This window comes from Pseudomonas laurylsulfatiphila (assembly GCF_002934665.1).
GTDB lineage: Bacteria > Pseudomonadota > Gammaproteobacteria > Pseudomonadales > Pseudomonadaceae > Aquipseudomonas > Aquipseudomonas laurylsulfatiphila.
Map to the genome: position 1 here is coordinate 140,460 of NZ_NIRS01000006.1, position 19,181 is coordinate 159,640.

The 19,181-nt window shown below is 58.2% G+C and carries 17 protein-coding genes, 1 tRNA gene and 2 pseudogenes; 12 read left to right on the top strand and 8 right to left on the bottom strand.

Features of this window, described 5'->3' with window-relative positions; translation table 11 throughout:
* Positions 1-15: 15 nt before the first annotated feature.
* The 6 genes from atzF to CD175_RS22900 all read left to right on the top strand — a co-directional run bounded on the left by atzF (position 16) and on the right by CD175_RS22900 (position 5,891).
* Positions 16-1,794, top strand: coding sequence for an allophanate hydrolase (gene atzF, locus CD175_RS22875; protein ID WP_104450557.1), 1,779 nt, complete (start codon positions 16-18; stop codon positions 1,792-1,794).
* 220 nt (positions 1,795-2,014) lie between these two features.
* Positions 2,015-3,508, top strand: a complete 1,494-nt coding sequence (locus tag CD175_RS22880) for a sensor domain-containing diguanylate cyclase (protein ID WP_104450558.1) — start codon at positions 2,015-2,017, stop codon at positions 3,506-3,508.
* Positions 3,495-3,713 (top strand): cysteine-rich CWC family protein, encoded by a 219-nt coding sequence (locus CD175_RS22885; RefSeq protein WP_007979840.1) that lies wholly within the window; start codon positions 3,495-3,497, stop codon positions 3,711-3,713. The genes CD175_RS22880 and CD175_RS22885 overlap by 14 nt, the downstream gene beginning before the upstream one ends.
* 34 nt (positions 3,714-3,747) lie before the next feature.
* Complete coding sequence (locus CD175_RS22890; RefSeq protein WP_104450559.1) at positions 3,748-4,440, top strand: pseudouridine synthase; 693 nt, start codon at positions 3,748-3,750, stop codon at positions 4,438-4,440.
* 313 nt (positions 4,441-4,753) lie between these two features.
* The gene (locus tag CD175_RS22895) at positions 4,754-5,638 is read left to right on the top strand and encodes an alpha/beta fold hydrolase (RefSeq protein ID WP_007979844.1); all 885 of its coding nucleotides are present in this window, start codon (positions 4,754-4,756) and stop codon (positions 5,636-5,638) included.
* 179 nt (positions 5,639-5,817) lie between these two features.
* Positions 5,818-5,891, top strand: a tRNA-Gly gene (locus CD175_RS22900).
* A 156-nt stretch (positions 5,892-6,047) separates the two neighbouring features.
* On the opposite strand, the gene CD175_RS22905 is transcribed toward CD175_RS22900, so the two are convergent.
* On the bottom strand, positions 6,048-7,694 hold the full coding sequence (locus tag CD175_RS22905) for a phosphoethanolamine transferase (RefSeq protein WP_104450560.1): 1,647 nt from the start codon (positions 7,692-7,694) through the stop codon (positions 6,048-6,050).
* 411 nt (positions 7,695-8,105) lie between these two features.
* Between CD175_RS22905 and CD175_RS22910 the strand changes: the two genes are divergently transcribed.
* The 4 genes and pseudogenes from CD175_RS22910 to CD175_RS22925 all read left to right on the top strand — a co-directional run bounded on the left by CD175_RS22910 (position 8,106) and on the right by CD175_RS22925 (position 11,469).
* Positions 8,106-9,650, top strand: coding sequence for a Fic family protein (locus CD175_RS22910; protein WP_104450561.1), 1,545 nt, complete (start codon positions 8,106-8,108; stop codon positions 9,648-9,650).
* A 461-nt stretch (positions 9,651-10,111) separates the two neighbouring features.
* Positions 10,112-10,381: a short-chain dehydrogenase gene (locus CD175_RS22915; protein WP_102699017.1), complete on the top strand. Its 270-nt coding sequence runs from the start codon at positions 10,112-10,114 to the stop codon at positions 10,379-10,381.
* A 74-nt stretch (positions 10,382-10,455) separates the two neighbouring features.
* A pseudogene (locus CD175_RS22920) lies at positions 10,456-10,716 on the top strand (type II toxin-antitoxin system HicB family antitoxin); the annotation flags it as partial.
* Between the two features lie 24 nt (positions 10,717-10,740).
* Complete coding sequence (locus CD175_RS22925) at positions 10,741-11,469, top strand: class I SAM-dependent methyltransferase (RefSeq protein ID WP_104450562.1); 729 nt, start codon at positions 10,741-10,743, stop codon at positions 11,467-11,469.
* Positions 11,470-11,856: 387 nt separating this feature from the next.
* On the opposite strand, the gene tam is transcribed toward CD175_RS22925, so the two are convergent.
* Complete coding sequence (gene tam, locus CD175_RS22935; RefSeq protein ID WP_104450564.1) at positions 11,857-12,627, bottom strand: trans-aconitate 2-methyltransferase; 771 nt, start codon at positions 12,625-12,627, stop codon at positions 11,857-11,859.
* A 154-nt stretch (positions 12,628-12,781) separates the two neighbouring features.
* Between tam and CD175_RS22940 the strand changes: the two genes are divergently transcribed.
* Positions 12,782-13,192 (top strand): low affinity iron permease family protein, encoded by a 411-nt coding sequence (locus tag CD175_RS22940; protein ID WP_104450565.1) that lies wholly within the window; start codon positions 12,782-12,784, stop codon positions 13,190-13,192.
* A gap of 3 nt (positions 13,193-13,195) precedes the next feature.
* Here the strand turns inward: CD175_RS22940 and CD175_RS22945 are convergent, their stop codons facing one another.
* The 5 genes and pseudogenes from CD175_RS22945 to CD175_RS22965 form a co-directional block, all read right to left on the bottom strand.
* Positions 13,196-13,699, bottom strand: a complete 504-nt coding sequence (locus CD175_RS22945) for a DUF4142 domain-containing protein (RefSeq protein ID WP_104450566.1) — start codon at positions 13,697-13,699, stop codon at positions 13,196-13,198.
* Positions 13,700-13,772: 73 nt separating this feature from the next.
* A complete protein-coding gene (locus tag CD175_RS22950; RefSeq protein WP_007976786.1) occupies positions 13,773-13,931 on the bottom strand; it encodes a KGG domain-containing protein in 159 nt (52 codons plus the stop codon).
* A gap of 118 nt (positions 13,932-14,049) precedes the next feature.
* Complete coding sequence (locus tag CD175_RS22955) at positions 14,050-15,396, bottom strand: sensor domain-containing protein (RefSeq protein ID WP_104450567.1); 1,347 nt, start codon at positions 15,394-15,396, stop codon at positions 14,050-14,052.
* A gap of 79 nt (positions 15,397-15,475) precedes the next feature.
* Complete coding sequence (locus tag CD175_RS22960; RefSeq protein ID WP_104450568.1) at positions 15,476-16,114, bottom strand: LysE family translocator; 639 nt, start codon at positions 16,112-16,114, stop codon at positions 15,476-15,478.
* 87 nt (positions 16,115-16,201) lie between these two features.
* A pseudogene (locus tag CD175_RS22965) lies at positions 16,202-17,110 on the bottom strand (LysR family transcriptional regulator).
* A gap of 77 nt (positions 17,111-17,187) precedes the next feature.
* Between CD175_RS22965 and CD175_RS22970 the strand changes: the two are divergent.
* On the top strand, positions 17,188-17,676 hold the full coding sequence (locus CD175_RS22970) for a DMT family transporter (RefSeq protein ID WP_104450569.1): 489 nt from the start codon (positions 17,188-17,190) through the stop codon (positions 17,674-17,676).
* A 78-nt stretch (positions 17,677-17,754) separates the two neighbouring features.
* Here CD175_RS22970 and CD175_RS22975 read toward each other — a convergent pair whose 3' ends face one another.
* Positions 17,755-19,086 carry an MFS transporter gene (locus CD175_RS22975; protein WP_104450570.1) on the bottom strand — a complete coding sequence of 444 codons (1,332 nt, stop codon included), beginning with the start codon at positions 19,084-19,086 and terminating at the stop codon, positions 17,755-17,757.
* Positions 19,087-19,181 lie beyond the last annotated feature (95 nt).

Below are 19,181 nucleotides of genomic sequence, written 5' to 3' on the forward strand. Positions count from 1 at the left end.
AAAAGGACTCATGCCATGAATATCAATTTGCAACTCGACGCCCTGCGCAGCGCCTACCGCGACGGCAGCACCACGCCCCGCCAACTGCTGTTGAACCTGCGGGACAAAGCGGCGGCGCTGAATCCGGACTATCACCTGTTCATCCACTTGCTCAGTGTCGATGAACTGGAGCCGTACCTCGCCGCCCTCGACGGTCGCGACCTCGACAGCCTGCCGCTGTACGGCGTGCCGTTCGCGATCAAGGACAACATCGACCTGGCGGGCATTCCGACCACGGCGGCGTGCCCGGCATTTGCCTACGTGCCGGAGCGTTCGGCGACCATCGTCGAACAACTGCTGGCCCTGGGTGCGATTCCGTTGGGCAAGACCAATCTCGACCAGTTCGCCACCGGACTCAACGGCAGCCGCTCCCCCTATGGCGTGTGCCCCAACAGCGTGTTGCCGGAGTATCCGTCGGGCGGCTCCAGCGCCGGTTCGTCGCTGGCGGTGGCGCTCGGGGTCGCGAGCTTTTCCCTGGGCACCGACACCGCCGGCTCCGGGCGCGTGCCGGCGGCGTTGAACAACCTGGTCGGCATGAAAGCCACCAAGGGCCTGATCTCGACGGCCGGCGTGGTACCGGCCTGTCGTACGCTCGATTGCGTCACTACGTTCACCGCCACGGCGCGGGAGGCCAGTCAGTTGCTGGCGCTCACCGCACGCCTCGACCCACGGGACGAATACAGCCGCAGCAACCCGCTGTGGAATGACGGCTCGGCGTTCGGCACACCACGGCCGTTCCGATTCGGCGTGCCACGTGCGCAGGACCTGCAATTCTTTGGATGCCCTGAAGGCCCACTGTTGTTCGGTGATGCCATCGACCGTCTCAAGGCCTTGGGCGGCGAAGCGGTGGAGCTTGATCTATCGCCGTTTCTGGAGGCCGCACGTTTGCTCTATGAAGGCCCGTGGGTGGCCGAGCGCTACAGCGTGGCCGGGGAGTTGATGGCACAAAACCCCGAGGCCGTGTTGCCGGTGATTCGCGCTGTATTGGCCAAGGCACCCGCCGTCGACGGCGTGCAGACCTTCCGTGCCCAATACCGGCTGCAAGCGCTCAAGGCCCTGTGCGACACGGCGCTGGAAGGCCTCGATTGTGTCGTCACGCCCACCATCGGCCGCCCGGTGTCGCTGGCGGAACTCAAGGCCGAACCGGTGCTGCGCAATTCGGACCTCGGCTACTACACCAACTTCATGAACCTGCTCGACTACGCCGCCGTCGCCGTGCCCAGCGCGTTCATGGACAACGGCCTGCCATGGGGCGTGACAGTGTTTGGCCGGGCCTTCACCGATCAGTATCTGTTGAGCGTGGCCGATGCCTTGCAGCGCCAGCAAGGCTTGGCCGCTCCCGCACCGGCGACGGTTGCCCGCCATGATCGGGCGCGGCTGGTGGTCTGCGGCGCGCATCTGGACGGGCTGGCGTTGAACTGGCAGCTCAAGCAGCGCGGCGCCCGGTTGCTGGAAACGACCTTCAGCTCACCGGATTATCAACTCTATGCCCTGGCCGGCGGCCCGCCGTTGCGTCCAGGCATGGTCCGCGTGAAGGATGGTGGCGTGGCGATTGCCGTGGAAGTCTGGGAGTTGCCCAGCCGAGAACTGGGTTCGTTCCTGACCGGGATTCCGGCACCGCTGGGATTGGGCAAGGTGCAACTGGCGGACGGCCGCTGGGAGAGCGGGTTTATCTGCGAGGCGTATGGGCTGGAGGGTGCGGTGAACATCAGTCATTTCGGTGGCTGGCGGATGTACCTGAAAACCCTGCGATAAACACACATCCCCTGTGGGAGCGAGCCTGCTCGCGATGGCGTCAGCACATTCACGATTGATGTGACTGACATACCGTAATCGCGAGCAGGCTCGCTCCCACAAGGTCCTGCACAACCCTCCATGGAACATGGGAGCGACCATTCGCGGCGCACATGGAGCAGTTATTTCCCGGCAGTACCCTTAGAATGCTTGCCATCGGATGTCTGCCAATGGAACTGCCATGCCGCTTCGCTCGCCGCTGTACTCTCAACGCTCGTTGGTGCTCACGCTGGTCGCATTGCTGGGCGCAGGCTTCCTCGCCACTTCCTTTCTCAGTTACTACGCCTCTCGGGCCTCGATCCGCGACAACATCGTCAACACCGAACTGCCGCTGACGTCGGACACGGTCTACTCGGAAATCCAGAAAGACCTGGTCAGGCCGATCCTGATCTCCTCGATGATGGCCCGCGACACCTTCATGCGCGACTGGGTGGTCAACGGTGAAAAAGATTCCGACCAGATGACCCGTTACCTCAACGAGGTCATGACCCACTACGGCGCCTACACCGCGTTCTTCGTCTCCAACACCAGCCTGACTTACTACCACGCCAAGGGTGTGCTCAAGCAGGTCAAGGCCACCGAGCCCCGCGACGCCTGGTATTTCCGCGTGCGGGACATGAAGGATCCGTACGAAATCAACGTCGACCCGGACCTCGCCAATAAGGACAACCTGACCTTTTTCATCAACTACAAAGTCTATGACTACAACGACCGATTCATCGGCGCAGCCGGAGTTGGCCTGACCGTCGACGCCGTGATCAAGCTGATCGACAAGTACCAGCAGCGTTATCAGCGCAGCGTGTATTTCGTCGACAACTTCGGGCGCCTGGTGCTGACAGGCGCCGAAGGCGGTCCTCAGGGTGCGCGCATCGGGCAGAAACTCGGTGAGCTGGACAGCATGAAGGACCTGATCAGTCGGCTGCCCAAACCCCACAGCGGCAGCTACGAATACTCCGTGCAGGGCCAGGGACATTTCCTCAATGTGCGGTTCATCCCGGAACTGAACTGGTACCTGTTCGTCGACAAACGCGAGGACAGCGCCCTGGGTGAAATCCGTCAGTCGCTGTACCTCAACCTGCTGATCTGCCTGCTGGTCACGCTGATCGTGCTGGCCCTGCTCAACCAGGTCATCAAGCGCTTTCAGGACAAGATCCAGGCCCAGGCCACCCTCGACAGCCTGACCGAACTGCCCAACCGTCGTGGCTTCGACCTGCTGGCCGTGCAGGCCATGCAAGAAGCCCGGCGCGAGCCCAAACCGCTGACCGCCTTGCTGCTGGACCTCGACCGCTTCAAGGTGTTGAACGATACCTACGGCCACCTGGCCGGCGATCAGGTATTGAATGGCTTTGCCCAGGATCTGAAGAGCTGTCTGCGGCACTCCGACATCGTCTGCCGCTGGGGCGGTGAAGAGTTCATCGTGCTGCTCAAGGACACCGATGGTGAGACCGGTCGGATAATCGCCGAGAAAATTCGTCAGTACGTGGAGCAACAGAGCTACACCTACAACGGCCAGATCTTGCGAGTGACCGTCAGCATCGGCCTGACCACCCTGCAGCCCGATGACACCTTGCACAGCCTGCTGTCACGGGCGGATCATGCGATGTACCGGGCCAAGCAAAGTGGCCGTAACCGAACCTGCGTGGAAATGGCTCACTCCATTCATGAACCAGCCTGACCTCTGCCCCGCCTGCGGCGCACCCAACGACTGCACCCTGGCCGACCCGCGAACCGCCGACCGCGCCTGCTGGTGCTACGGCGTCAGCATCGACCCGGCCGTGCTCCAGGCGTTGCCGGCGCAACTGCGCAACGCCTCGTGCCTGTGCCCGCGCTGCGCCGAGGTCGAGGCGCAGTTGCAAGCAGCGTCCGAATCGATCAAGTAAGATGCGCGGCCCTTTCTTCACTGATCCCTAAGTCATGCGTGTCGACCGATTCCTCAGCAACCTGCCGTGCTTCAACCGTAAGCAGGTGCGCCTGTTGCTGGTGGAAAAACGCGTCAGGATCGACGGAAAAGTCGTCAGCGACCCGCACAGTGAAGTCCGCGAGTTCAGCCGCGTCGAAGTCGACAGCGACGTGCTGCAAGTCGGTAAACCCCTGCGCCACTTCATGTTGCACAAACCCGCGGGATGCGTCAGCGCCACCCGGGATCCGCAGCACCCGACCGTGCTCGATTTGATCCACGAGCCGGACAAGGACGAGCTGCACATCGCCGGACGCCTGGACTTCAACACCACCGGCCTGATGCTGATCACCAACGACGGCAGCTGGTCGCGGCGCCTGACCCAACCGCAGAACAAACTGCCCAAGGTCTACTACGTCGAAACCGAACAGGACATCGGCCCTGAATACGCGATCAAGTTCAACGAAGGGCTGTACTTCGCCTTCGAAGACCTCACCACGCAACCCGCCGGGCTGGAGCTGCTCGGGCCGAAATGCGCGCGCCTGAGCATCGTTGAAGGCCGCTATCACCAGGTCAAGCGCATGTTCGGCCACTTCAACAACAAAGTGATGCGCCTGCACCGCGAACGCATGGGCCCGCTGGTGCTCGACGACAGATTGAAACCGGGCGAATACCGCCCACTGAGCGATGAAGAGATCGGATTCATCTAAGCAGGCGACCGCTGAGCAGAAGTTGTCGAACAATTTACCAATGGCACTTGCGCGATGACGTGACCCCTGCTTGAATCAGGACGTCGGCCGAAATGTGACCGACGAGTCACCCCATACTTCTAAGAAACTTTTTGCCGGTAGGAACCCAAGGGTTCCGGCCTCACCCGGCAGACTGCCCGCCAATAACAATACCCGTCGACCGGACTGCAATGGATCGACATGGGCCTCTCAAATTCCAGGCGTATGCCTACCTGTCACAAAGCTCGTGCAATCTCTATTTGCGCGCATACCCGCTTGCCAGGAGTCTTATGACATGAGGCCAGAAATCGCTGTGTTGGATATACAGGGTCAGTATCGGGTTTACACGGAGTTCTATCGCGCAGACGCCGCAGAGAAGACCATTATCCTGGTCAACGGCTCGATGGCCACGACTGCGTCGTTTGCACAAACCGTGAAAAACCTCCATCCGCAGTTCAACGTCGTCTGCTACGACCAGCCCTACGCGGGCCGGTCAAAAGCCCACAACCTGCATGAGAAATTGCTGACCAAGGAAGTCGAGGGGCAGATCCTGCTGGAGCTGATCGACCACTTCGCCGCCGAACACGTGCTGTCGTTTTCCTGGGGTGGCGCCGCGACCCTGGTCGCCTTGGCCCAACGGCCACGACGCATCGAAAAAGCCGTGATCAGCTCGTTCTCCCCGGAGATCAACGCGCACATGCTCGACTACCTCGAGCGCGGAGTCGATTACCTCGGCAGCCGGGATGGCGACCGCGTCGGCAACCTGGTGAACAGCACCATCGGCAAACACCTGCCGACCCTGTTCAAGCGCTTCAACTATCGGCACGTCAGCAGCCTCGCCGATCATGAATACGGGCAGATGCACTTCCACATCAGCGACCTGCTGCACAGCGATCGCCAATGCTTTTTCAAAGCGGCGGAAAAAATCAACGTGCCGGTGCTGTTCATGAACGGCGAATGGGACGAATACACCGCCGCCGATGGCGCTCGGTTGTTCGCCAACCACGTGCAGCACGCCACCTTCACAACCCTTCAGGCCACCGGCCACTTTCTCGACATGGAACACAAAGCCGCCTGCCGAGACAGCCGCAACGCACTGATGGGGTTCCTGAAACCGGCCCAGCACGATAGCCGACCGCGTTACCACTACGTCCAGGACCACCATGCATTGGCACTCTGAAACAGAGTCATCGCGAGCAAGCCCCGCCCTGCTGAATCAAACGTATTCTGCAGGCGCGAGACTTGCCCGCGATCGACCGTCATGCGGTCCATGCATCGTTTCACCTGTGCTAAAGCCATCTGGGGCAAAGAAAAACTTCAAATCCCCGCGCGTATCTGGTACAAAGTCAGCCGCTCTGAGCGGGTGTCGTATAATGGCATTACTCCAGCTTCCCAAGCTGATAACGAGGGTTCGATTCCCTTCACCCGCTCCACTATTTTCAAGGCTTTCAGCAGCGCCTGTACGCATCGTCAACGAGCTGAGGGCCACATTGGGGGACGTTCAGTCTCACCATCAAGCGGCAGACCAAATCCTCTCCCCCCCATCCACGCCACTTCATGTTGCCCCGCCGAAAAACGATATGGCCGGTTTAAAGTGCATCAAAATCAAACGCTGGAACATACCCTGTGCCGAGCAGGTATGGACATTTCGACGTCACAAAATCATTGCTAAGCAAATCATCCGAACTCCTATATTCACTCGTGAGAACGCCAGTCAAATTTAAAAGCGTATGCGGCAAGGACGAAATGCTAACTCTTTGATTCTCCCTCTCCTTCAACTTTGACAGCTTGAGCGCTTGCTGGCCTGAAATATTATCTGATGCCCAGACAAACGCCGAAACCGGCAGATCATACTTATTGCCAATCCCATGCCCCAACAACCCTCGACTATCATCCATGATATTTTCGCCATGATCCGATGAATAAAACAATACCGATGGCTTTTTGCTCAATTTCAATTGTTCAATAATTGAGCTTAACAACCAGTCCGTATACAAGATGGTATTATCATATTCCGCGGTAATTTTATCTTTTGCGCTATTGGTTGACGGCTTGAATTTTTTAAAATCATCTGGATACCGACGCGAGTAATCGAAATGACTGCCCTTGATATGGATAAATATGGCTTGTTTTTGCGCACTGCCTTTGTTTAATATTTTTTTATATTCCGGCATCAATGCTCCGTCATAGCTCCTTTCAAAATATTGCCAATTTTGAGCCTCTGCTGCTATTTGCGGAATGATTCCGCCGAAACTATCGACTTCCTGCACTGACAACCAATAGGTCATGTAACCGGCTGCGCGATATATACCCACCAAGGATTTTTTTGACGCAATGGCATTCCAATCCGATATGGGCTCAAGGCTGAGCATTGAGGGTACGGCGACCGACGTATAGGGGGCTGTCGTACACATGCGATTGAACTTGTAAATCCCTGCCAGCTTGTCGAGATTCGGGGTGGTCTGCTTGTCATATCCGTAGAGAGACCAATTTTGCGGCCGCGATGACTCACCGATTACAAAAACAACAGTTTCTATATTTGACTCATTCGAAACACTGGTTATTTTCACCTCCGATTCCTGGCGCTGCTTGATAAATTGCTCTGATTGCAAATACATGTGAGCCGTGAGGCCTATTTGCGACAAGTAACCGATGGGTGTGCTTTGATCTTTTGCAACGAGATCCAGTACCGCATGCTTCCCGAAAGAATTGACTTTGACCGTTTTATAAAAATACGCGCCATACCCAAAAAGCAAAGCGCTAATGACCAAAACGAAAAACCCCTTGTTTTTATACAACTCACGCTTATACAAGCCTATGAGCCCTACCCCATAGCAAGCGACGAATATTATCAAAACGATGGTAAGCGGCCGCCAATAAGTCGACAAAAAATCGCTTGTCTCCTTGTAGTTGTTCAACCCTATAAACACATAGGCCGCCGTGAATCTCGAATTGAAATTCAGAACAAGGAATAGATCGACGACCGCCAACAAATAGAACGGAAACAGAACGACGTGAGTTTTGAATTGATTAAACGAAGCAAATCGAATCGCCAAAAGCCATAATACTGAAATCGCAGCGGTATATATGGCCAACAAATCAAATTTCGAGTATTGATGGTTTGTGATCAGTCTAACTATCAGCGGTGACAACAAAAAAGCCCACAACACTAAATTCGGCCATTCCGCTTTAAATACGCTTATTGGGTAATCGATGGCCTTTACCGATATTTTCATAGTTGAGCTGTTCTCGTCGGGTGCCCACCTGCTGCCCAAAGACTAGCTCAGTTGGCGTGTAGCGCCACGAGGCTCACCCTGCATTCGCAAAAGCGCGGAATCGACTCGCAAGGCCTGGCGCTCGTATAGTTTTCGTGGCCATCGGAGCTCGCAGGCATAGGGGCTCCCTTCATCCGAACCTTCCGCAAATTTTTTGTTCAGACGGCTTACCTGACATCCATCCATACGCGGAGTGCTCCTGCGCAGAAGCGACTACTATAAAACTTCCGTTAGCGTTTTTTTCAGATGATGGGGATTTGTTAGCGAATTTCGGTGCCTATTGGCCTTTTCATCTCCCTACAAAAATTAACGTTTTCGCGTAGGATCAGGTATTCGTTAGCGTTTCTATCGTCCCAGTAAAGGATTTTGTTAATGCAGGTCGGTTTAAAGGCACTCGCAAACCAGTACGACATCGTTCTGGCACAGCCACTGCGCGTCGAATCGACGATTGGCAAGACACGTGTCAGTCGCGAAAGTAGCGGGCACACGCAGAATCAGTATCCCCCCAGCTACCGGCCTGCCGACGATTTCTCAGGGCATTTCGAATTCGGCCTCAAGTACGAAGAGATCCATTTCGAATTCTTTGCTCGCTTGTTTGCAAAGACCGGACCCGAACCTGTCGAAGCCTGGTGCCGGCGAGAGCCTTTTGGCCAATATGCTCGCCGCACGGGGTTTCTCTACGAATGGCTGACAGGAAAAAGTCTGGATGTGGCAGACGTAACCAACGGTGGCTATGTCGATGCACTTTCTGCGCAGGACTACCTCACCCGTAGTGAACCACCACGAGTTCGACGTTGGCGAATCAAAAACAACCTGCCCGGGACACCCGGTTTTTGCCCTTTGGTTCGTCGTACGACGGCAGTCAAAGAGGCTCTGCAATTCGATCTCGGCGCGGCGTTGAAGGAGTTGGATCGAACCTTTGGTGCCGATATCTTGATGCGTACGGCCAGTTGGTTGACGTTCAAGGAGTCACGAGCCAGCTTTCTCATCGAAAAAGAGGCCGACCAGGCTGATCGCATCCAGCGTTTTGCGCATGTCATTGCTCAGCACTGCGGCCATATCGAAGCCCCATTAAGCAATGACAGCCTACGTTCCCTGCAAGCCGGCATTCTGGGTCGAGATGCCATTGGGCTCGGCTTGCGGCGCTCTCCGGTATTTGTAGGTCAGGCCACAATGCGCGAGGACATCGTGCATTACATTGCCCCGCACTTTGAAGAACTTGCCCCTCTACTGGAAGGCCTCAACGAGTTCGAGATCGCAACGCGGGGTGCCGAGTCAGTGGCACGCGCCGCAGTGCTTGCATTCGGTTTCGTGTACATCCATCCCATGCGTGACGGCAACGGCCGGATTCATCGCTTCCTGATCAACGACACCTTGATCAGGGACAAGGCAGTGCCCGACGGCGTGATCCTGCCCGTGTCGGCCACTATCACCAGTTCGATCGATTTCAGGGCAGGCTACTACCGTACGCTCGAGGTGTTTTCACGCCCGTTTATGCGCCGTTACGCAGCGGCTTATGGGTTTGGCGAACTCGTGACCTACGAAGACGGCACTCCCAGCAACTTCATCTTCGATGAATACAAAGACGCAGGCTTTGCCTGGCGCTACCCAGACCTGACCGAACACGTCTTGTACACCGCTCGCGTCGTCGAGCACACAATTCGTACGGAGATGGCGGATGAAGCCCGAGTCTTGGTTATCTTCCAGCGAGCGCAGGAACAACTCAAAGAAGTGCTCGAGATGCCGGATCAGGATGCCAACCGCATCATCCGTTCGATCAAGGAGAACGGCTGGGTGGTGTCCGGAAAGCTGAAGAAGGGCTATCCACCACTTGAAGATGACCGAATGGCGCAACGTGTTGTGGACGCGGTGCGCTCAGCGTTTGAGGATCGAGTGATGGGAGCTGGTGAAGAGTGATCTTCGGTAGAACTGGATAGCGTGCAACTGCAGCTGAAAAGAAGACCGGTCTGAGTGGCCGGTTTTTTGTACGCGGAATTTAGTGATGTCCCTGCTAACACTATCGTTAAGGTCCCACTTTTAAGGGCCAAACCGACATCAACGCTAGAAAAAGCAACGTCCTACACGACACAGGGAAATGTCCGTACACTTGTGCATTGCTGTGCTTTTGCCACGAAGCCTATAGTCCGAGCGCGCCAAAAATGGCGTATCGGGTTTGGCGACCTGAAGTGGAATGCAAAAGCGCACTGGCTTGCTTGCAGGCGTTATTGCATCTGTAGAGTTGTCGTTTTTTGGCAGCTGTGCGCGGGAGACCTTCGGGTCTGCCGGCTTCCACTCCGGTTCGCCAACCTGCGTACAGTTGCCACCCTTTCGTTTGGCGACGATCGGCTGGTAGACCTCAACTAAGTGGAGCAATACTCATGAAAGAGTTCATGGCTTTAACCAGCAACGCCGACGATCTCCCCTCCCTCTACGTCAACACAACCCAACCCCTGCACTCCCTGCTCAGCACCGCCAGCTACAGAATTCGCGCCGTGACGCAGCTACTTGAAAACCTCGCGATGCGCGGTGACCTGACCTCTGACACAGTTGTACTCAGTGACTTCGCATTACTGTGCTGCGTGCCGTTGCGCGACGGTTGCGATGTGTTGGATGTTATCGCTCGACGCATGGATGCCGAGCCTTCCTGATAGCCCATCGGGCGCCTTTCAAGGCGCCCATTGCGTTTCATACCCCATCAGACTTTCCATGGAGGACGATGAATATGCTTTACCCGATTGCGATTTCCATGGGCGACGACGAACATGCGTGGGGAGTGGAAGTCCCGGATGTTCCAGGTTGTTTTAGCGCCGGAGAGGATCTGGAAGACGCAATAGCCATGGTTCAACAAGCCATTGAGGGGCATTTCGAGATGCTCATCGAAGATGGTGCGCCCCTCCCTTCAGCCAACAGCGTTGCTCTGCACACTACCAATCCAAAGTACGCCGGTTGTACTTGGGTGCTGCTGGAAATCAATTTGGACAAGTGACATCACCGGAGCAGCCGGAAAATGACCCAAAACATCTACGACGACCCTCAATTCTTCCAGGGCTACAGCCAGATGGCCCGCTCCATCGGCGGTCTCGATGCAGCGCCGGAATGGCCGGCGCTGAAGGCCATGCTGCCGCCCATGCAGGGTCTGAAGGTAGTGGATCTCGGCTGCGGGTACGGTTGGTTTTGTCGTTGGGTCAGTGAGCAAGGCGCTGACAGCGTGCTCGGTCTGGATGTTTCGCAAAAGATGCTGGAACAGGCGCGCCAAACCACCGCCGCATCAAACATCCGTTATGAGCGCGCCGACCTGGAAGCCCTCGATCTGCCGGCCGGCAGTTTCGATCTGGCCTACAGCTCCCTCGCGCTGCACTACATCAAGGACTTGCCGGGGTTGTTCGCCAATGTCCACGCGGCGCTCAAGCCCGGTTCGCCGTTCGTGTTTTCCATCGAGCACCCGATCTTCATGGCACCGCGTAATCCGGGCTGGATCATCGATGCGGAGGGCCGCAAGCGTTGGCCGGTGGACGGTTATCAGCGTGAAGGCGAGCGTGTGACCAACTGGCTGGCCGAGGGTGTGATCAAGCAGCATCGCACCATTGGCACGTTGCTCAATATGCTGATTGCAGCGGGTTTCAGCATCCGCCATGTCAACGAATGGGGGCCGAGCGATGCCGAGGTGGCGGCGCAACCGGCGCTGGCCGAAGAGCGGGAGCGGCCGATGATGATGTTGGTCGGCGTTCAGCGCTGAGCCACGCGCGTATCTTTTGCGTATAGAACCGGGCACGGGAATAAAGAAACCGTAGCGCGGCGTTGAACCCGGAAATAGATCCCTTATTCTCCCGGCTCACCCTTCACCCCGAGATCGACATGCACAATTCAGAGTTGGGAATCATGATCATTTCATTGATCGGGTTGTTCGGCTTTGCCTCGTTTGCTTTTGAATACTTGAGCGCCAGACGCTCGAAAAAAAAGTAGGAGCCAGCCTGCTGGCGATGCTCGTTAACGATAACGCGTGTGAACTGGATAAACGCGGCGTACTTGAGTCCATCGCCGGCAAGCCGGCTCCTACAGGTATTGCGCTATCCATGTTTCCCGGGAGGGACGGAAGACGCTCATCAACTGTCCCTTTTTTGCATCAGCGGGTCGCGACGATAAACAGTCGCGGGAACGGCAACAGCACCGAACCGTCGGCCAAGGCCGGATACGCCTGCTCGATGGCCGCCTGATATTGCTTCAGATACTGCGCCCGCTCCGCCTCGTCCAGCGGTTCGAGAAACGGCCGCAAGCCACTGCCCTTGAACCACTCCACCACGCCAGATGCGCCGCCCGCGAGCGGATGATGGTAGGTGGTGCGCCACACATCGACGCGCGAGCAACAGGCCTTGAGGATCGAGTAATAACCACTGGCATCGGCCATCTCGGTCCGCTGCCCGGCGGCACCTGCCAGTTTGCCGGCCCATGGACCATCAGCGGCGACTTCACGCATCAAACGGTGTGAGTGTTCATTCAGGTTGTCGGGCATCTGGATCGCCAGGCTGCCACCCGGTGCCAATTTACTCACCAGTGAAGGAAACAGCGCCGCGTGATCGGGCAGCCACTGCAACACCGCGTTGGCGAAAATCACGTCGAACGGGCCGTTGTCGTTCCAGGTGTCGATACCGGCGATATCGAACTGCACCTGCGGCAAGCGCTTGCGTGCGGCCTCGATCATGTCGGTCGAACTGTCCAGGCCTCGGACCGTGGCGCTGGCAAAACGCTCGACCAGCAACTCGGTGGAGTTACCGGGGCCACAGCCGATATCGATGGCCGAACGCACATCCCCGACGGGGATGGCCGCCAGCAGGTCACGGGCGGGACGGGTGCGTTCATCTTCAAAAGCGACGTACTGTTTGGCGGACCAACTCATTGCGTTCTCCTGTCGGTGCGTTGTCCTCGGGTCGCTACGATACCGCGGTGAGCACCGCCAAAGGTTTCAGAAAACCACCTTTTCAATCACGTCGAATTTTCATCCCACCGTCGCTGTCACAAATTCAGGCGTCCTCCCTATAAGGAACACGGTCATGAAGTTCGCAAAAATCGCGCAGAAACTCGCCCTCTGGTCCGGTAGCCCCAAGACGTTCCTGGGGGCGATCACTCTGATTTGTCTGTGGGGGCTGAGCGGGCCGATTTTTCATTTCAACGATACGTGGCAGCTGATCATCAATACCTCGACCACGATCATCACGTTCCTGATGGTGTTCCTGATCCAGAACACACAGAACCGTGACACGGACATTTTGCATTTGAAGGTCGATGAGTTGCTTAGGGTGACGAAAGAGGCGCAGAACGCGATGCTCGGGCTTGAAGCGCTGGACCTCAAGGAGCTGGAGAAGCTGAGGAAGCACTACCGCAGCCTTGGCGAAGGCCTGACCATTGACCTGGACGGCACCGTCGTCCAGGAAAAAGGTCAGCAAAACCTGAAGAATTGCTGATGATCAGCTTTTGGCTTGCAGGGCCTTGGCCATTTGCAGATGATTTTGCAATTTGGGCAGGGTTTCTTCGGCGAACGCCTTGATTTGCGGCACGTCGGTGCTCTGCGCTTCCTGCTGCAACCGTTCGATGGCTTGCTGGGTGGTCTTCACCTGGCTGGCTGCATAGGCCTCATCGAAGGTCGCCCCATCCATGACTTGTGGCATCAGGGCTTTGGCCTTTTCGACAATTTCTTCGCGCGGCGCAACCGGCAAATCCAGTTGTCTGGCGATTTTCGCCAGGTGCTGGTTCGCCGTGGTGCGGTCGTTGATGACGACGATGGTGTAGTCCTTGACCTCTTTGGACTCGGACTTCTGGTGTGCCAGGCGACTGGCCTCGATATCGGCCATGCCTTGGGCCGACGCATCGTCGATGAATTCGGCGGGTGACTGGGCAAAGACGTTGCTGGCAAACAGGCCCAGTAACGTGGCAAAACTGGCATTACATAATCGGGTGGCCATCCGTTTCATGGTCGCGCCCTCCTTTTTCAAATTCAAACGGGAGCTTGCGCCCCCGCTTCTCAATCAAAACCACCTGCATCCATTACTTGGATTTCTGTCCGGGTTTGCGTCCCATATCGGGTTTCGCAGGTTCTTTATCGACAGTCGTGGTGGTGGTTTTCCCACCCTTGCGACCGGCTTCAGACGCCTTCGTTCGATCGTTGGCGAAGTTTCCCGAGTTCGAGTTTCTTGAATTAGGCATGATTCTCTTCCTCTTGGTGGTAGTCGCGGCGAGCTGGCGCCCGCATAGAATCTGAATTTGCGCGTCGCAAAAGGTTTAGAAAAATGCGTGGACAGCACGACGAACGGTGTACGGACTATCAGACCATTCGCAGGTGATGCTCACGTTTGGCGCAGTACATCGCCTCGTCGGCATGCCGGAATAACTGCTTCTCTTCGGTGGCGTGATCGGGGTATCGGGCGACGCCGATACTTGGATGGATGCTCAGGTTGTGCCCGTCCAGACGCAGGGGTCGGGCCAGGACCTGACGGATTTTTCCGACCACGATGTCGGTATCGTCTGCGGCATGAATGCTGTGCAGCAACACCACGAATTCATCGCCGCCAATGCGGGCCACGGTGTCGGTTTCCCGCACGCAGCCCTTGAGCCGGTTGGCCACCGCTTGCAGCAGCATGTCGCCGACCGCATGGCCATGGGTGTCATTGACTTGCTTGAAGCGGTCGAGGTCGACGTACAGCAGGGCCATCCGCCCGCCGTCCATGCGGGCCAATTGCAGTGACGCCTTGAGGCGGTCGCGCAACAGCTCACGGTTGGGTAACTGGGTCAGTTGGTCGTACTGGGCCATGTGTTGCAGGCGGGCGTGCAACTGTTTGCGCTCGATGGCCGTCGCGACCTGGGCGCAGACGTACTGCAGCAGTTCCTTGTCCTGCTCGGTGTAGCGCTCGCCACCCGGAACGCTTTTGACGATCAACGCACCGATGGTGCCATTCTGCGAGTTCAGCGGCACACCCAGCCAGCAGGGTGCGTTCTGCCCGGTCATCAGGGCTTCGAAGCCGGAAGGCGGCGTGCATGGGTCCGGGGTCAACAGGATCGGCTGCCCCGTGCGGATCACTTCGGTGCAGACCCGCCCGGTCATGGTTCCGGGCAGTTCGGGTTGTGGCTCCTGGTCATCGACGTGATAAGGGAAATTCAACTGCGCACAGTGCTCGTCGTACAGCGCCACGGAAAAATTCAGCGCCGGCAGCCATTCGCCGATGATCAGGTGGATGCGCTTGAACAACGCCAGCAGATCCTCCGCCGCGTGGGCCGCTTCGGATATCGCATACAACGCGGCCTGCCGGGATTCGGCCTGCTTGCGTTCGGTGATGTCGCGCGCCACGGCAATGCGCAACTGGTCGACCTCGGACCAACGTGCCGACCAGAGGATGTGCACCACCCGGCCATCCTTGCGCAGGTAGCGGTTTTCGAAGTTGAGCTTGGGCTCGCCACCCATGATTTCCCGAGCGGCATCGAGGGTACGCAAGCGATCTGCGGGGTGCACCATGTCGATCATCAGCTGACCGATCATTTCATCGGCGCTGTAGCCGAAAATACGTTCGCACGCCGCACTGACAAAAACGAAGCGGCCCTGCTTGTCCACCGCACAAACGGCGTCCAGCAACAGATCGATATAGCTCGCCAATGGCGCGGAATTCCGGTTTTCCATGGTTCAGCGTGGGTGTCCCGATAATGCAGCGCTCATCAATCATCCCTGCCCGGTCGGCCTTGCTTCCTTGTCATCACCTTCAAGCCTTGTTCGGCATCAGCCCCGGCAACGCATGGACCAGCGCGTTGATCGCAAAGCCGATGAACATTACCCCGCACAACCGGGTGATTGCCAGTTCATGACGCTGATACAAAGTGCGCACCCGCCGTGCCCCAACGATGCCGATGAGAATAGCGTAGGCAAGCAATCCACCGACAAAGCTCAGGCCGATCAGTGCTGGCAGCATTGACCAGTGGAGCAATTCCGCGCGGCTCGACAGCAGCGCCGTGAATGTCGCCACCGCCACCGGATAAGCCTTGGGATTGGTCAGGCCGAACAGAATGCCATGCCAGAATGGCTGCCGCGCCGGGCCCTGTGGCGTATCGCCATTTCTGCGCCGGGCACGCATCGCACGCCAGCCGAGCCAAAACAGGTACAGGCCGCTGAGCACACCCAGCACGTCGAACGCGGTACTGCCGATCTCCCGCGCACCGACAATCGCGATCAACGCCGTGCTGCACCACACCACATCGCCGAGCAAATGCCCGCACAGAAACCCCGCCCCGGCCCGTCGCCCATGGGCTGCGCCAATGCCGAACACCGCCAGCACGCCCGGTCCCGGGGTGATGCCATAGATGAATCCCGAGGCAAGCACGGCCATTAGTAGCGATGGGGTCATGGGGAGTCCTTTTGTACTGCTGGGTGAATGGTGGCCAGTCTATATCAGGTCTTCAGCTGTCGACTGCCTGAACGCGACAGAAACCAGTCAATGGTCGGTCCCCTGCACGATCCGCTCATTCAGCCAGTTCAACGCCTGGTCTCCGCCCCGTCGCTTGTGCCAGACCAGTACAAAGGTAAACGACGGGATGTGAAAGGGCGGCGGGACGACAATCAGTGACTGCTCATCGATATCGCGCAAGCCGCGCGAAGCGACGGTGAGGATCAGGTCGGTGCCGCTGATGCACTCCGGGGCGACGCTCCAGTGCGGCAGGCTGACAGCCACACGCCGACGTTCACGCATTGCGGTCAACGCGCGCTCGATTTCCGGGGTGCCGCTGCCGCGCATTTCCAGCAGCACATGGGGTCGAGCCAGGTAGGTGGGCAGGTCGAGCACTCCGTCGGCGGGCAGGCTATTGCGATCCACCAGGCAGGCGTAGTGCTCTTCGAACAGCGGCGTGCTGCGCAATTCGTTGGGCATTTCCGGGAACACACCCATGGCGACGTCAATATCACTGTTGAGCACGCCGTCGAGCATGCTTTCGCGGCTGCCATGGCTGATTTGCAGGTCGATGCCCGGCGCTTCGCCGCGCAAGGTCCGGATCAGTCCCGGCAGGACAATGGCGGCGCCATAGTCGGACATCGCCAGGCGGAAGGTGCGCCTGGCAGTAGTCGGATCAAACGCGTTCGGCGCCAGCAGCGCTTGCACCTAGGCCAGGGCTTCGGCCAGCGGTGCCACCAGTTCCAATGCTCGTGGCGTCGGAACAAGGCCGGACCCGGCACGCACCAGCAGCGGATCGCCGAGCAGGTCGCGCAATCGCGCCAGCGCATGACTGACCGCAGGCTGGCTCAAGTGCAAACGCTCGGCCGCCCGGGTCACGTGTTGCTCGGTGAGCAAGGCGTCGAGGATCACCAGCAAGTTGAGGTCGATGCGTCGAAGATCATTCATCTGCTGCATGTTCTGGATAACAAAACGGAATTTAAATCTGCGCGACGAATACCCTAGAGTCCAGCAAAACCTGTTGGAGAACGATCATGAGTACGTTGCATTGGGCTGGTCTGGTGGTGCTGGCAATGATTGCCGGGGCGGTGGTGCCGTTTCAGAGCGCGATCAACGTCAACCTCGGGCGCGGGTTGGGACATCCGTTGTGGGCGACGCTCGCCTCGTTGCTGGTGAGCGTTATCGTGCTGTTGCCGATCATCGTCGCGATGCGCTTGCCGTTGCCATCACTGGCCTTTATCGGCAAAGCACCGCTGTGGATGTGGGCGGGTGGCGCTTTTGGGGTGTGCTTCATTTCCCTGGCATTGGTGCTGCTGCCCAAGCTCGGTGCCGCGGGGTTTATGGCATTGGCGCTGGCAGGGCAAGTGGTGGCGTCGTTGTTGCTGGATCACTTCGGCTGGTTTGGCCTGGTGGAGCGGCAGGTCACCTTGCCCAAGGTGCTTGGGGTGGTGCTGTTGATGGGCGGGGTGGTGTTGATTCAATTCAGTGACGCTGCGGAAAAAGCGATGACAGCGACTTCTTGAAGATCAAAAGATCGCAGCCTCAGGCAGCTCCTACGGGGATGCGTGGTCCGGGCAGGCGCTGCCGAAGGCTGCGATCTTTTAAAACTTGTCGAGTGTGCGCAACTTCTGCGGCAACCCCCACAGCAACAGCGCCACCGCGATCAGTGCACAGACACCAATGACATACAGCGCCGGAGTGGTACTGCCGGTCAGGTCCTTGATCCGGCCGACCATCACCGGGCTGACGATGCCACCAAACTGGCCCAGGGTGTTGATCACCGCAATCCCGCCCGCTGCGCCCGCGCCGGCACCGGCCAGCAGTTTCGGCGGCAGGGTCCAGAAGCTCGGGATGGAGGCGATGATCCCGGCACCGAGCAGGCCCAACGCGACGATCAGGAAGGTCGTGTGGCTGGCGAAGATCCCCGCACAGAAGAACCCGACCGCACCGACGGCCACCAGACCGGCAACATACTTGCGCCGCTCGCCGGAAGCATCGGACAGGCGTCCGATCACCACCATGCTGATGGCGCCGCAGATGTACGGGATGGCGGTCAGCAGGCCGATCATCACCGGACTTTCGGTGCCGGCGCTGCGGATCAGTTGCGGCGCCCAGAAATTCAGGCCGTAGGACGCCACCTGGATCAGAAAGTAGATCAGCCCCAAGGTCAGGAAACCCGGAATCCGCAGCGCGGCGAGCAACGAGCCACCGCTCTTGTGCGGCTCATGCTGGGCGATGCGGCTGGCCAGCAAGGTCTTCTCCGAAGGCGTCAGCCAATGGGCATCTTCGATGCGGTCCTTGAGCAGGGTCAGCACCAGCAAACCGAGGCCGATGCACGGCACGCCGCCGAGCAGGAACAGCCAGTGCCAGCCGCGCATATCCAGAAAGCCGTCGAGGTGTTGCAGCACCAGGCCCGAGAACGGCGCGCCCACCAAGCCCGCGAACGCCGACGACAGGAACAGCATCGAGGTGATGCGTCCGCGATAGTGCTGCGGGAACCACAGGGTCAGGTAATACAGCACGCCCGGGGCAAAACCCGCTTCCATCGCGCCGATCACGAACCGCAGCACGTAGAACTGCCATTCGCTGTTGACGAACACCATGGTCGCCGTAGCCAGGCCCCAGGACATCATGATCCGGGCGATCCAGCGCCGGGCGCCGACCTTGTACAGCATCATGTTGCTCGGCACTTCGAAAATCACGTAACCGACCACGAACAACCCGGCGCCGAGGCCGTACGCGGTGTCGCTCAGGCTCAGGTCGGTCTGCAGCTGAAACTTGGCGAAGCTGATGTTGATGCGGTCGAAAAAGGCGAACAGGTAGCAGACCATGATCAGCGGCATCAGGCGCCAGGCGACTTTGCTGACCAGGGCTTTTTCGGTGTCGTGGCTAACGGACGGGCTCGCGCTCGCCTCCAGTGCATTCAGGCTCATTGCGGTTCTCCAGGCGGACTTCCCGTGGGTGTCCGATTGTTTTTGTTGTCTGGTTGAGGTGCTTTTTACTGTGGGAGCGAGCCTGCTCGCGATGG

Coding starts and splice junctions, on each gene's coding strand:
- CD175_RS22955 (WP_104450567.1), bottom strand. CDS start 15,396: ATGGAAAACCGGAATTCCGCGCCATTGGCGAGCTATATCGATCTGTTG.
- CD175_RS22950 (WP_007976786.1), bottom strand. CDS start 13,931: ATGCCTAATTCAAGAAACTCGAACTCGGGAAACTTCGCCAACGATCGA.
- CD175_RS22975 (WP_104450570.1), bottom strand. CDS start 19,086: ATGAGCCTGAATGCACTGGAGGCGAGCGCGAGCCCGTCCGTTAGCCAC.
- CD175_RS22885 (WP_007979840.1), top strand. CDS start 3,495: ATGAACCAGCCTGACCTCTGCCCCGCCTGCGGCGCACCCAACGACTGC.
- CD175_RS22915 (WP_102699017.1), top strand. CDS start 10,112: ATGAAAGAGTTCATGGCTTTAACCAGCAACGCCGACGATCTCCCCTCC.
- CD175_RS22880 (WP_104450558.1), top strand. CDS start 2,015: ATGCCGCTTCGCTCGCCGCTGTACTCTCAACGCTCGTTGGTGCTCACG.
- CD175_RS22895 (WP_007979844.1), top strand. CDS start 4,754: ATGAGGCCAGAAATCGCTGTGTTGGATATACAGGGTCAGTATCGGGTT.
- CD175_RS22945 (WP_104450566.1), bottom strand. CDS start 13,699: ATGAAACGGATGGCCACCCGATTATGTAATGCCAGTTTTGCCACGTTA.
- CD175_RS22970 (WP_104450569.1), top strand. CDS start 17,188: ATGAGTACGTTGCATTGGGCTGGTCTGGTGGTGCTGGCAATGATTGCC.
- CD175_RS22940 (WP_104450565.1), top strand. CDS start 12,782: ATGAAGTTCGCAAAAATCGCGCAGAAACTCGCCCTCTGGTCCGGTAGC.
- CD175_RS22960 (WP_104450568.1), bottom strand. CDS start 16,114: ATGACCCCATCGCTACTAATGGCCGTGCTTGCCTCGGGATTCATCTAT.
- atzF (WP_104450557.1), top strand. CDS start 16: ATGAATATCAATTTGCAACTCGACGCCCTGCGCAGCGCCTACCGCGAC.
- tam (WP_104450564.1), bottom strand. CDS start 12,627: ATGAGTTGGTCCGCCAAACAGTACGTCGCTTTTGAAGATGAACGCACC.
- CD175_RS22905 (WP_104450560.1), bottom strand. CDS start 7,694: ATGAAAATATCGGTAAAGGCCATCGATTACCCAATAAGCGTATTTAAA.
- CD175_RS22910 (WP_104450561.1), top strand. CDS start 8,106: ATGCAGGTCGGTTTAAAGGCACTCGCAAACCAGTACGACATCGTTCTG.
- CD175_RS22925 (WP_104450562.1), top strand. CDS start 10,741: ATGACCCAAAACATCTACGACGACCCTCAATTCTTCCAGGGCTACAGC.
- CD175_RS22890 (WP_104450559.1), top strand. CDS start 3,748: ATGCGTGTCGACCGATTCCTCAGCAACCTGCCGTGCTTCAACCGTAAG.